This window comes from Stenotrophomonas sp. T8 (assembly GCF_051853085.1).
Taxonomy (GTDB): domain Bacteria; phylum Pseudomonadota; class Gammaproteobacteria; order Xanthomonadales; family Xanthomonadaceae; genus Stenotrophomonas; species Stenotrophomonas sepilia.
The window spans coordinates 4,057,501-4,070,177 of sequence record NZ_CP195329.1; the positions used below are offsets into that span (position 1 = coordinate 4,057,501).

Sequence of the window (12,677 nt, forward strand, 5' to 3'; positions counted from 1 at the left end):
GTGGGCACTGGGACTGGGCATGGGTGTCACCTGCATCGGGCTGTCGCTGCGCTATCGCGTGCCGGTGGTGACCGCATGGTCGACACCGGGCGCGGCGATGCTGGTGGTCGGTGCCGGTGGCGCCTCGCTCGCCGAGGCCACCGGTGCATTCCTGCTCGCCGCAGTGCTTGGCATGCTGGCAGGCTTCTCCGGGGTGTTCGCACGATTGATGCAGCGGGTGCCGATGGCGCTGGCCGCCGGCATGCTGGCCGGCGTGCTGCTGCGCTTCGGTCTGGACGTGTTCGTGGCCATGAATTCCCAGCTGGTACTGGCACTGGCAATGTTCGCCACCTGGCTGGCGGGACGCCGCCTGTTCCCGCGCTATGCGGTGATCGCCACACTGCTGGTCGGCATCGCGGTCGCAGCCAGCCGTGGCCTGCTGCACGCACAGCAGGTGCAGCTGCAACTGGCGATGCCGCAATGGGTGACCCCATCCCTGTCCTGGACTGCGGTAGCCGGCATCGCCCTGCCCCTGTTCGTGGTCACCATGGCCTCGCAGAACATTCCCGGTGTGGCAGTGATGCGTGCCTCCGGCTATGACGCGCCGGTGTCGCCGCTGATCGGCTGGATCGGCGTGGTCAATACCTTGCTGGCGCCGTTCGGTGCCTACGCGCTGAACCTGGCGGCAATCACCGCCGCGATCTGCATGGGCCGTGATGCACATGAGGACCCGGCACGACGCTATACCGCCGCCATGGCGGCAGGTGCCTTCTACATCATCATCGGACTGTTCGGCGCCACCGTGGCCGCACTGTTCGCGGCCTTCCCCAGCGAGCTGGTGGCGTGCGTGGCCGGTATCGCGCTGTTCGGCACCATCGCCAACAGCCTGGCCAGTGCGCTGGCGGTAGAGCGGGACCGCGAGGCGGCACTGGTCACCTTCCTGGTCACCGCCTCGGGGGTCTCCCTGGCCGGGATCGGTTCGGCGTTCTGGGGCTTGGTGGCCGGTGCGCTGTCCCTGCTGGTGCTGCGGCCCCGTCAGGGCCGCTGACCTGCCCTACCCTGCCAGTGCGGCGCCGATGGTGCTCAACACCACCGAGATGACGATGGCGGCCAGTGTAGCGACCACGCTGGTGCCGCCGCGTGCGGTCAGCTCGCTGTGCAGCCGTGCGTCATCGCCGCCGCTGACGGCACGGGCCTGGGCGATCAGGCGCTGGCAGTGTGCCAGGTACCAGGTGTTGCCAAAGGTGCCGGTGGTGACGCTGAGCGCGATGGTGATGACCAGCGACACGCCTTCGGGCACATCCAGCATGGTCTCCACCACGCTGATCAGCAGCAGCAGGCCGACCCACATTGCCGCCAGGCGGTACATTTTGCGGTACATCATCCAGATCGGGCCGAGCAGGAAGGCCGGCCAGTGCCAGGTGCCACTGCCCGTGGCAATGCCCTGATCCAGCCGCCAGCGCTGGCGATAGATCGGGAAGTTGCCGCCGACCACGCTGGCGTACAAGGCCCTCTCGCCCTCCAGCCCCGCAGCCGCAGCCCTGTCCGGTACAGCGACCGGCGCACGATAGGGATCGGACGGATCGCCGACATTCGGCGCAATGCCCTCAACTGCAGGGGCTGCGTCGATATCCGGGGCCGGACCCACCTCGATGGGGGTGGAAGCCTGCTCCAGTTCGGCCAACGGCCGCCATGAGGGCATGCCTTCGCACCAGAGCAGGGTGCGCGCCGTAACCGTCCCTTCCCGCTGCAGCTGGCGAAGACCGGCCAGATCGACCGGCCCACTGCTCTGCCTGCCATTGGCGTACCACCATTGTGCTTCCTGCATGTTTTCCGTCCCTGCTACCTGCCTCGACAAACTGGAACCGCTGCCAGCGCCTACAGCGCGGTACTGCCCAGGGTCTGCACCAGTTGATGGCGCGCACCCGCCGCAAGCGTAATCTGCTCTGGCCCGGCGTTGGCCACTTCCAGGCACACGTAATCGTGCCAACCGTCGCCGACATCGGCCATCTTCGCCGCTGCCTCCATGCCGGGGTTCCAGGCCACCAGGGTCTGGCTGCCTTCGCTGCGGATCTCGATCCGCCGCTGCAGGACGGGATCGCGAAGCACGTAGTGGCCGCCGGCACCGGTATAGATGCGGTCGCTGCGCCCCGGATCGCGCGGGTCACGCAGTGACCAGGGCCCCTGCTGCTGGCGCAGCTGCGCGCCGTCCTCGTACTTGTCCAGGTACTGCAGGCCGTCGAGGCCATCGACCTCGACACGAGTGGCATCGCCGACCCGGAAGTAGCTGTGCAGGGCCTGGGTGAAGGTCACCGGCGAGGTTCCGGTGTTTTCGGTGACGAGCTGCTGGCGCAGCTGGCGGCCGACGCGCAGCTGCATCTGCAGGCGCAGGCCGGGATCGGCGCAGGGCGCAGGTGCCAACTGCAGCTCTACCTCGCCGTCATCGCTCTGGGTGGCCTGAAGAAGCTCCCAGCGCGCGGTACGTACCAGGCCATGCGCCGGTGCATCGGCGCTCTTGCCCTGGCGACCGAACCACGGCCAGCACACCGGGACGCCACCGCGGATGGGCGTGGGCAGCTCGGCGCGCGTGGGCGAAAGCCAGAACAGATCGGGCTGCCCATCGGGAATGAACGACAGCAGCTGGCCACCAAACACACTCACGACCGCTGTGGCATTGGCGGTTCGCACCTGCCAGGCCTCCAGGCCGTGATACAGGCCGGTGCTGATGTCCGGATTCGACTGCATGCGATGACGCTCCTTGAAGACCGCGGCGATGATGTCGCGGTCAACGTGCCGCCGGCAAGGCATTCTGCGCAGCGGGTGCGATGGCGGCCGCCTCTTCCTGCAGCGTGCGCAGGATGCGCTGGCCTGCGCGGCCGTCCACCTCGCTCCAGCCCAGGCGCTGCTGCTCGGCCTGGATCGCGCGACGCGTGGCGGTACCGATCATGCCGTCGGCGGCACCGATGTCGTGGCCGCGGGCCAGCAGCAGGGTCTGCAGCTGGCGACGCTCATCGCGGCCCAGGCCTGGATCGTCGGTCGGCCAGGCGGTAGCCAGCCCGTTGCCGCCGCGCAGCTGGTCGGCAAGCGTCGCGATCGCCAGCGCATAGCTTTCGGCAGCGTTGTAGCTGTAGATCGCGTCGTAGTTGCGGAACACCAGCAACGCCGGGCCCTTGTTGCCGGCCGGCAGCAGCAGGGCGGCGCGCGCATCCGCCGGCAGGTCGGCCGGAGCCAACGCGCTGCCATCCAGCGCGGTCACGCCCTGCGCGCGCCAATCGGCCAGGGCACGACGCTGGGTGCGGCCGGCCTGGCTGGCGTTGAAGCCGGCGGGCACATGCACCTCCATGCCCCATGGTTCGCCACTGCGCCAACCGGCACGCTTGAGGTAGTTGGCGGTGGAGGCCAGTGCATCGGGAATGCTGCCGACCAGATCGCGGCGGCCATCGCCATCACCGTCCACGGCGATGCGTGCATAGGTGCTGGGCATGAACTGGGTGTGCCCGAAGGCACCGGCCCAGGAGCCGGTGAGCCCCTGTGCCTGCAGGTCGCCGCGGTCGATCAGCTTGAGCAGCGCCAGCAGCTCACCGCGGAAGAAAGGTTGGCGGCGGCCGGCGCACGACAGCGTGGCCAATGACTGCAGCAGCGGGCGCTTGCCGAACACGCGGCCGTAGTCGCTCTCCACGCCCCAGACCGCGACGATGGTGCCCGGATCGACGCCATACTGGGCCGACACGCGATCGAGCAGGTCGCGGTGCTGCTGCAGCAGGGCGCGACCATCAGCCACGCGCTGGCGATCGACCAGCGCGGCCAGGTAGTCCCAGATCGGCGTGGTGAATTCGGGCTGTGCATCGAGCAGGCCGAGCACGCTGGGGTCCGGGGTGAGCCCGGCGGTGATCTCGTTGAAGCGGTCAGCGCCGATGCCCTGGGTCGCGGCGGTGGCCTGCAGGCCCGCCAAGCAGCGGCTGAACGCCGGATCGGTGCTGGCGGCGGAAGCCGCAGGCAGCGTCGGGGTCGACGCAAGGGCGGCCGCCAGGCCGAGCGTGGTCAGAATGGGCATGGCGTCCTCCGTGTTGCCGTTGCACGGCCATCTTAGGGGCAGCGGTGCTGCCGAACCTGAAGGGGCACCGGCTGGCCACCACCTCAGGCGCGGCGCAGCAGGCGCAGGCCATAGGCTGGGCTTTCGGCATCCCATCGCTGCGCCACCTGCAGGCCCGCCTGCCGCAACAGCGCGTCGAAGCTGTCCTCGGTGTACTTGTGGCTGTACTCGACGCGAATGGGTTCACCGGCGGCGAAGTGGAAAATGCGGCCATCCAGGTGGACGTCCTGTGCCCGCTGGCTGACCAGATCGGTCTCGATGCGCAACCGCGCGGTGCTGTAGCGTGCACGATGACGGAAGCCATCGAGATCGAAGTCGCTGCCGATCTCGCGGTTCAGGCGGGCCAGCAGGTTGAGGGTGAATGCGGCGGTGACGCCCTGCGCATCGTTGTAGGCCGCCTCGATCAACGCCGGGTCCTTGTGCAGGTCGATGCCGACCAGGGCCAGGCCATCATGCCCCATGGTCTGGCGCATCGCGCGCAGCAGCGCGACCGCGTCCTCGCCTTCAAAGTTGCCCAGCGTGGAACCCGGGAAGAACAGCAGCCGTCGCGCGGGTTCGCGTTCGGGCATGGGTACGGCGACGGGACGGGTAAAGTCGGCACAGACCGGCAGCATCTCCACCTCGGGCAGCGCCGGGGCCAGATGGTCGATGCTGGACAGCAGCGCGGCACGTGAGATTTCAATCGGCGTGTAGGCCACCGGGTCGTGCAGGGCGGCCAGCAGCAACGCGGTCTTGCGGCCACTGCCGCTGCCCAGTTCCACAACGTGCAGGTGCGGCCCGACGCTTCGGGCGATGTCCGGCAGTACCCGTGAAAGCAGGGCCAGCTCGGTGCGCGTGGGGTAGTACTCTGGCGTATGCGTGATCTGCTCGAACAGGCGCGAGCCGCGTGCATCGTAGAAGTACTTGGACGGCAGCTGGCGGGGCGTGCGCAACAGCCCGGCCACCACGTCGGCAAGGATCTGCTGGCGGCCGGGAGTGAGATCGGTCAGCGCCTGCAGCGCGTCCTGCACCGTACTCATGCGAGATCCCTGGCCAGGCGCAGCCCGGAGAACTGCCAACGTGCCGGGGGCATGAAGAAGTTACGGTAGCTGGCACGCACGTGGCCACGCGGCGTGGCGCAGCTGCCACCGCGCAGCACCCATTGCCCGCACATGAACTTGCCGTTGTACTCACCGAGGTTGCCGGCGAAAGGGCGAAAGCCCGGATAGGCGCCATACGCGCTGTGGGTCCATTCCCATACGTCGCCGAACAGCTGCCGCAGCCCACTGCCCTGCCCCGCCCGAGGATGCAGCTGATCGTCGTCGGCAAAATGGCCACGCAGGGGCTGCGTCGCAGCGGCGGCTTCCCACTCGAACTCGCTGGGCAGGCGCGCACCCGCCCAGCGGGCGCAGGCATCAGCCTCGTAATAGCTGAGGTGGCAGACCGGCGCATGCGGGTCCAGTTCTCGCCAACCGCCGAGGGTGTACTCGCGCTGCAGGGCATCGTCCCAGTACAGCGGGTGCTGCCAGCCCTCGGCTTCGCGCAACGCCCAGCCTTCGCTGAGCCACCAGCGCGGCTCGCGGTAGCCGCCAGCCTCGATGAAGGCGAGGTACTCGCCATTGCTGACGGGACGCTCTGCCAGTGCGTGTGCGGGGAGCAGCACGCGATGCGCCGGCGATTCGTTGTCGTAGGCGAAGGCGGCGTGCTGCGGCCAGGCTGCGGCGCCAATGGTGACGATGCGTTCGGGTGATTCGGTCCAGCCCTGCGCACTGGCAGCGCTGGTGGCAGGCTGCAGGTCCTCGCGGTAGGCCGGCTGCAACGGATTGCACCAGAACGCATGCTTGATGTCGGTCAACAGCAGTTCCTGGTGCTGCTGTTCGTGCTGCAGCCCCAACTGCAGGTGGTGCAGCGCCTGCGCGTCGAGGTCACCCGCCGCCAGCCGTGACTGCACCTGCATGTCGACCTGCTGGCGGTAGTCGCGCACCTGCTGCAGCGAGGGCCGCGACAACAGGCCGCGTTGCGGCCGCGCGTGCGCCGGACCGATGCTTTTGTAGTAGCTGTTGAAAAGATAGTCCCAGGCTGGATCACGCGCAGGCGCACTGGCGAATCCCGCCAGCACGAAGCGTTCGAAGAACCAGGTGGTATGGGCCAGGTGCCACTTGCTGGGACTGGCGTCGGCCATGCTCTGCAGCATGGCGTCCTCTGCACTGAGCGGTGCGGCCAACTGCAGGCTGCGGGCACGCACATGTGCGAAGTGGTGGGCGAGGTCGTGCTGCGGGGCAGCGACGGCGGTGGGTACGCTGTCCATGCCTACAGCATCGGCGCAGTGCGGTGAGTGCGACGTCATGGCGGCACACTGCACCATTCACATGGTTGCGGGCATACCTTTTCAGAATGCGCGTGTTCAAGAAGCGGGTGAGGACGCCGCTAACGGCAGTGTTGCGGCCGCATCGTCACCGCACTGGACTTCCTGCGTGCCCCTGCATCCACTCCGCCAGCCTGCGCATTACCTGTTCGTGCTGCCCGCCGTGCTGGTCGTCCTGGTGCTGTGGATGGCACTGGGCACCGAGGATGTGGCCAGCCCGGCCCAACGCATCCTGCCCTGGCTGCTGGCCTGCCTCGGCGCGGGCCTGGCCCTGCTCTACCACCAGATACGCACGTTGTGCCTGCTGCTGGTCGTGGCGGTGGTGTTCGCCCTGCTGCACCGGGACGTCGGCGGCTACCTGCGCAGCGGCCATGTCGACGCCTTGACTCCGTTGCGCTTCCACGCAATCTCGGCCTGGGTGCCGCTGCTGTTTGCCGGGCTGGCACTGTGGCCGGAACGCGGACGCCGACGCCAGGACCTGCTGCTGCGCAGCGTGGTCTGCGGCGCGGCCCTGGTGATCTTCCTGCTGCTTGCGGCACAACAGCCGCAGGGCATGCACGATCTGCTGTCGAGCCGTCACTGGGCCTGGATTCCCGCCGACTGGAATGCGCTGGCGCAGCTGCCGGCGCTGCTGTTCCTGCTGGCGACCGCAGCGCTGGGCTGGCGGGCGTGGCGGCATCCGCGGGCACTGCACACGGCGATGCTGCTGGCCCTGCTGTGCCTGTGGTGGATGCTGCCGCGGATCTTCCTGCAGCCGGTACTGCTGCCGGCGCTGAGCAGCGCCGCCCTGCTGTTGATGCTGGGCGCGATGCTTCAGGAATCCTTCCACATGGCCTTCTGCGATGAGCTGACCGGCCTGCCCGGGCGACGGGCGTTCAACGAGACCCTGCAGCGAGCGCGCGGCACCTACAGCATCGCGATGGTGGACGTGGACCACTTCAAGTCGTTCAACGACACCCACGGCCACGATACCGGCGATGACGTGCTGCGCCTGGTGGGGTCGCGGCTGGCGCGTGTCGGCGACGGTGGCCGAGCGTTCCGCTATGGCGGCGAGGAATTCGCGGTGGTGTTCCTGGACCGCCCGGCGACGGCCTGCATTGAGGCCGTCGAAGCACTGCGGCAGAGCATCGAGGACACCCGCATGCAGCTGCGCGACCGCAGTACCCGCAGCCGTGACGACGAAGCCGGCCGTCAGCAGCGCGGACGCGGCGGCACCGGCCAGGTGGTGCAGGTGACGGTCAGCATCGGGCTGGCCGACAGCCGCGTGGATCCGCGACCGACGGCAGTGGTCAAGGCCGCCGACCAGGCGCTGTACATGGCCAAGGACGGAGGTCGCAACCAGGTCCGCGCGCACGGCGGCCAGCGCCTGCTGGCTGCATCCAGTGCGTAGGGCTCAGACCGCGTCGAGGTAATACCAGCGGCCGTCGATGCACCGGAATCGGCTGTGCTCGGTCATTCTCACCGCGCTGCCGCCGCCGATGCGGTAGCGCGCGGTGAAGCGCACTTCAGCACTGTCTGCGCCGGTGACCGTGTGGTCGTGCACGGTCAGGCCCAGCCAATGGGTGCGCTGGCCTGGTGCGTCGTCCAGCGACAGCTCGGCCGGACGCGTGTCCGGGTGCCAGGTGTGGCGCAGGTAGCCGGCCAGGCCCCTCACATAGGCGCTGTAACGCGAACGCATCAGGCGCTCGGCATCGGGCGCGGCCTCGCCGGCATGGAAACGGCCACAGCAGACCGGATAATCGGCGGGAAGGCCACAGGGGCAGGGATCGGCGGATTTTCGGCTCATGCCGGCATTGTCGCCGGGTTGCAGTAATTGATCCACGCGCGGCGGCAGTCGCCCGGATCAGGACAGGCGTATGCTGTCGCGCCCCCACATTGATTGATCGCCGTGCTGGAACTGGTTCCCCCTGAGTTGTGGTGGCTGGTGGTGATCGCCTTCATCGCCGGTCTTGTGGATGCTGCCGTGGGCGGCGGCGGCCTGGTACAGCTGCCCGGCCTGTTCACGGTGCTGCCACAGCAGACGCCGGCGATGCTGTTTGGTACCAACAAGTTCAGTTCGATGTTCGGTACCGGTGCGGCTGCCTGGCGCTATGCGCGCAATGTGCGCTTCCCGTGGAAGCCGGTGCTGTTCGCGGCCGGCACCGCTTTCATCTTTTCCTTTGCCGGGGCCACGGCCGTCAGCCTGTTGCCGAAGGATGCTGTACGGCCGCTGGTGCTGGTGCTGCTGGTCGCGATGCTGGCCTACACGCTGTGGAAGAAGGACTTCGGCGCGTTGCACCGGCCGCAGGAGATCGGCCGCCGCGAACTGGTGATCGCGCTGGCGATCGGTGCGGCGATCGGCTTCTACGACGGCTTCTTCGGGCCAGGCACCGGCAGTTTCCTGATCTTCCTGTTCGTGCGCTTCTTCGGGCTGGATTTCCTGCGCGCGTCAGCGGCGTCGAAGGTCGTGAACCTGGCGACCAACGTGGCAGCGATCTCGTTCTTCGTGCCGACCGGCAACATCCTGTGGCTGTTCGCGCTGCCAATGGCCGCAGCCAACATCATCGGTTCGGTGGTGGGCACGCGCCTGGCACTGAAGGGCGGCACGCCGTTCATCCGCAAGCTGTTCGTGGGGCTGGTGGTGGTGCTGATCGCGCGGATGGCGTGGGATACGTTCCGCGCTGCGTGAATGCGCGTCATGACCCGGTAGGTGCCAACCTTGGTTGGCACGCCCTTTTCGGTCGCAAAGAGCAGCCGAGCATGGCTCGGGTCTACGGAATGCCTGGGCGCGGAGTGTTGCCGGCCAGCGGCCGGCACTACCGGATCATGAACCCCGCCCCTGGGTAGTGCCGGCCGCTGGCCGGCGTTCCCCTTCAATCGGCCGGGTCAGGCCTCGGCTTCTTCCGGTTCGTTGGCCTGCTGGCGGCTGCGCTCCGGCAGCTTCAGGCGCTTGCCCTCTTCGTCGTACTCGATCAGCAGTACGCCGGAGTCGTGGCGGCCGCTGATTTCGACGAAGCAGGCGCCACCGATGAACGGCTCCAGCGTCATCACCGACTTCAGCGGGGTGGCGACCACCATCTGGAAGCCGAAGTTGTCGAAGATGTTCATCGCCAGCGCGGTGAACTCGTTGTCGGCCTTGTCGAAGGCCTCGTCGAGCACGACCGCCGCGTAACTGGGCAGCTGGCTGTCAGCGCCGCCGAGCTGGTAGCGCAGCGCTGCTGCCAGGCAGGTGGTGGCCAGCTTCTGGCGCTGGCCACCGGACTTGCCGGCGCCGCTGCGGTAGATCTCGACCTGCTGGCGCGTTTCCGCATCCAGCTCGACGCCGATGAACTCCACGTGCATGCGCACGTCCAGCACCAGCTCGCGCCAGCGCTTGTCCTCGCCTTCCTGCGAGCCGAGGCGGTTGACCAGCTGGCGCAGCACGGTGAACTGCGATTCGGCCAGCTCGCGCTGCTCGGTCTGCTGCTGCGACAGCACCTCGCGCAGCTGCAGGTGGAACTCAGCGACCTCCGGCAGGCGGCGGTCGCTCAGTTCGATGGTCAGCAGCGTGCCACGGTTGAACGGCACCTGCTCCAGGCTGGCGTTCACCTCGTCCAGGCGCTGGCCGATCGACTTGCGGGCCTCTGCGCTGTGGCGCTGCAGGGCCAGCAGGTTGTTCTTGCTCTGGTTCTGCAGCAGGTCGAAGAAGCGCTCTTCGTGCTGTGGCAGGCCGTCGCGTTCCAGCCGTTCGAGGCGTGCGAGGAAGTCCTCGGCCGAGGCCACCGACACGGTGAAGTCGCCTGACTCCTCCGGCCACTGCTGGATGAAGCGACGGAAGCAGCCGATCAGCTGGTTCTCGATGCGGTTGAGGTCCTGCTGCGAGGACGACAACTGCTCGTTCAGCGCGTTGCTGACCTGGCGCATGTGCGCTTCGAGCGTTTCCAGGCTGAGCGGACCCTGTTCCTGCAGGCGCTCGGCGAGGCCGGCTTCCTGCTCCTGGGCCAGGCTCGGCAGCACCAGTGCACGGCTCTGCTGGCGTGCGCGGTCCAGGCGATCACGTTCCTTGACCAGCTGGCCGCGCTCGACGCGGACGTCTTCATAGGTGCGGCGGGACTGCTCGATGTCGGCGCGCACGGCGTCGATCTGCTTGGCCAGCTTGGCGAGATCGGCGTTGCCTTCGCGCAGGTCGCGCAGGGTGGCTTCGATATCGCTCAGGCGCTGCTGCGGAGCGGCGATGTCGATCTCGTTCCAGCTGATGCTGACCAGCTCGTGGCAGGCCAGGCGGCGTTCGTTGTCGCGGTCACGCTGCCCGCGCAGGCGCGCGATGTCGGTCTCGCAGCTGGCGATGCGCTTGGCCAGCTCCTGTGCTTCGCGCTCGAAGGCGCCCAACTTGTCGTGGTTGTTGAAGCCGAGGATCCAGCGACGGCGGTCGCCCACCGCACTGCGGTCGTCCTTCTCGAAACGGTCGCCGGGATGCTTGACCTGGCCTTCGCGGGTGATGCCGCGGTCGACGTTGCGCAGCTGCTTGGCATCCACGCATTCGTAGTCGAAGCGCTTGCCCAGCTCGCGGCGCAGCCAGCTTTCGAACACATGCTCGCGCAGTTCAAGCTTGTGCAGCAGCGACTTCGCCGACGGCTCACGGGCGAATGCATCATCGTTGCGGCGCACGCGGTAGTAGGTGAAGCGCATGCCAAGGTGGGTACGGTTCACCCATTCGGCGACGTCGTTGTAGTGCTTGTCGTCGACCAGCAGCGACAGCGCGAAGCCACCCAGCACGCGCTCGATGGCACCCTGCCAGCCCTGCTCTTCCGAGCGGACCTGGATCAGTTCGCCGACGAAGGGCAGTGCCGCCTCGGCGATGCCGGTTTCCTCGGCCAGGCGCGCGCGCAGCTTCTGCATCGGCGCCGGGATGTTGGAGGGCGTGCGCTGCATCGCTTCGAGTTCGGCACGGACCTCGCCGAAGCGGCGCTCGTCATCGCGCTTGCCGCCCAGGCGGTCACTGATCGCGTCGTCCAGTGCCGAGGAGGCACGCTGGCGGTCCTGCAGCTCGTTCTGTGCGCGCTCGACCAGTTCGGCGAAGCCATGGGCGTCGTCCGGCAGTTCGGCCCCCAGCTGCTGCGCCGCCTGGCGTGCCTGCTCGCGCTTGGCCTGACGGCGATCGCGCTCAGCTTCGGCACGACCCTGCTCGCGTTCCAGTTCCTCGATGCGCTCACCGCCCTGCTGGCGGCGCTGCAGCTCCAGTTCGGCCAGGCGCTCGGTGTGGTTGTCGAGCGCGGCACGGCGCTGGGCTTCTTCGCCAAGCAGGCCGCGGTCACGCACGTCCATCTCGCGCAGGCGCGCTTCGATCAGCGCCTGGCGCCGGCTTTCGCGGAAGCTGTCGACACCCAGCTTCAGCGCTTCGTCGTCGCCACGACGGCGGTGCATTTCCTTCAGGTCGTTGTAGTAGGCGCGGGCCGGCAACAGGGTTTCCACCTGGCGGCGGGCGGTGACCACCGCCTGGTGCGCGCCATCAAGCTCGGCGAAGTCGCTGACCAGGCGCTCGGCGGCGTCGAAGGTCTTCGGCGTGTCGAGCATGAAGTCGCGCAGGAAGACGTTGAGGTCGCCCAGGTTCTTCGCCGACTGCGTCTTGTGCAGCAGGCGCAGCGCCATCTCGTTGTCGATGCCGAGCAGGTCGCGGAAGCGCTCGGCGTAGCCGGAGAAGGTGTCGAAGTGGTGCAGGTCGGGCAGCTTCTGCTTCAGCTTGCGCAGGTCCAGGTCGAAACCGCCGAGGTCCTTGGCGATGTCGAACGGGCGCTCGGCGATCATGTAGTGCTTGCGCACATCGCCGGCCGAGGTGCCATTGCCGGAGATCCACAGCAGGCGCACCAGGCTGACCACGCGGCCATCGCCGGCGCGGTATTCCAGCACCAGTGCGGTCCAGGTCGCGCCCTTGCGCAGGTACTGGGTGGCGATTTCGCCGGTGCCGCTGTCCTGCTGGTCGGCCCACGCGCCGCGCACGTAGGACACCAGGTTGCGGTCGCGGCCACTGCGCTCGGCTTCACGTGCAGCGGCGTTGAAGTCGACGATGGCCGGTGGCGTCAGCAGCGCGGACATGGCATCGAGCAGGGTCGACTTGCCCGAGCCGGAGCGGCCGACGAACAGGAAGCCGCGTTCGGCGATCGGTACTTCGGTCAGGCCGTTGAAGGTGCCCCAGTTGTGCACCTGCAGGCGGCGCATGCGGAACTGCTGCAGGCGCGGGTCCGGCAGGCCTTCGTTGAACAGGGCGGGAGTGTGCTTGGAGATAGCCATGCGATGGTCGGGTCT

General features: G+C 68.1%; 10 protein-coding genes (1 of these 10 running past the window's edge). 3 read left to right on the plus strand and 7 right to left on the minus strand.

The genetic code is table 11. The features are described 5' to 3' along the window. Nucleotides 1-1,027, plus strand: partial view of a benzoate/H(+) symporter BenE family transporter gene (locus tag ACSDHM_RS18770; RefSeq protein WP_439426487.1) — the 3' portion only. The gene continues 161 nt to the left of window position 1, outside the view; the window shows 1,027 of its 1,188 coding nt (coding positions 162-1,188); its start codon lies beyond the left edge, outside the window; it ends in the stop codon at nt 1,025-1,027. A 6-nt stretch (nt 1,028-1,033) separates the two neighbouring features. Here the strand turns inward: ACSDHM_RS18770 and ACSDHM_RS18775 are convergent, their stop codons facing one another. The 5 genes from ACSDHM_RS18775 to egtB form a co-directional block, all read right to left on the minus strand. Further along, the gene (locus ACSDHM_RS18775; protein WP_227837724.1) at nt 1,034-1,807 is read right to left on the minus strand and encodes a DUF2628 domain-containing protein; all 774 of its coding nucleotides are present in this window, start codon (nt 1,805-1,807) and stop codon (nt 1,034-1,036) included. A gap of 50 nt (nt 1,808-1,857) precedes the next feature. After that, complete coding sequence (locus ACSDHM_RS18780) at nt 1,858-2,724, minus strand: D-hexose-6-phosphate mutarotase (RefSeq protein ID WP_439426488.1); 867 nt, start codon at nt 2,722-2,724, stop codon at nt 1,858-1,860. Nucleotides 2,725-2,764: 40 nt separating this feature from the next. Then, nucleotides 2,765-4,033 carry a lytic murein transglycosylase gene (locus ACSDHM_RS18785; protein ID WP_439426489.1) on the minus strand — a complete coding sequence of 423 codons (1,269 nt, stop codon included), beginning with the start codon at nt 4,031-4,033 and terminating at the stop codon, nt 2,765-2,767. An 83-nt stretch (nt 4,034-4,116) separates the two neighbouring features. Then, entirely contained in the window at nt 4,117-5,091 is a 975-nt protein-coding gene (gene egtD / locus ACSDHM_RS18790; RefSeq protein ID WP_072168745.1) for an L-histidine N(alpha)-methyltransferase, read from the minus strand. Further along, nucleotides 5,088-6,359, minus strand: coding sequence for an ergothioneine biosynthesis protein EgtB (egtB, locus tag ACSDHM_RS18795; RefSeq protein WP_228336653.1), 1,272 nt, complete (start codon nt 6,357-6,359; stop codon nt 5,088-5,090). Before egtB ends, egtD begins: the two co-directional genes overlap by 4 nt. 166 nt (nt 6,360-6,525) lie before the next feature. Between egtB and ACSDHM_RS18800 the strand changes: the two genes are divergently transcribed. Beyond that, the gene (locus ACSDHM_RS18800; protein WP_439426490.1) at nt 6,526-7,806 is read left to right on the plus strand and encodes a diguanylate cyclase; all 1,281 of its coding nucleotides are present in this window, start codon (nt 6,526-6,528) and stop codon (nt 7,804-7,806) included. A 3-nt stretch (nt 7,807-7,809) separates the two neighbouring features. On the opposite strand, the gene ACSDHM_RS18805 is transcribed toward ACSDHM_RS18800, so the two are convergent. Next, nucleotides 7,810-8,202: a YchJ family metal-binding protein gene (locus ACSDHM_RS18805; protein ID WP_072168748.1), complete on the minus strand. Its 393-nt coding sequence runs from the start codon at nt 8,200-8,202 to the stop codon at nt 7,810-7,812. A 102-nt stretch (nt 8,203-8,304) separates the two neighbouring features. Between ACSDHM_RS18805 and ACSDHM_RS18810 the strand changes: the two genes are divergently transcribed. Continuing rightward, nucleotides 8,305-9,084 (plus strand): sulfite exporter TauE/SafE family protein, encoded by a 780-nt coding sequence (locus ACSDHM_RS18810; protein WP_005411690.1) that lies wholly within the window; start codon nt 8,305-8,307, stop codon nt 9,082-9,084. Nucleotides 9,085-9,281: 197 nt separating this feature from the next. Here the strand turns inward: ACSDHM_RS18810 and ACSDHM_RS18815 are convergent, their stop codons facing one another. Next, nucleotides 9,282-12,662, minus strand: coding sequence for an ATP-binding protein (locus ACSDHM_RS18815; protein WP_439426491.1), 3,381 nt, complete (start codon nt 12,660-12,662; stop codon nt 9,282-9,284). Nucleotides 12,663-12,677 lie beyond the last annotated feature (15 nt).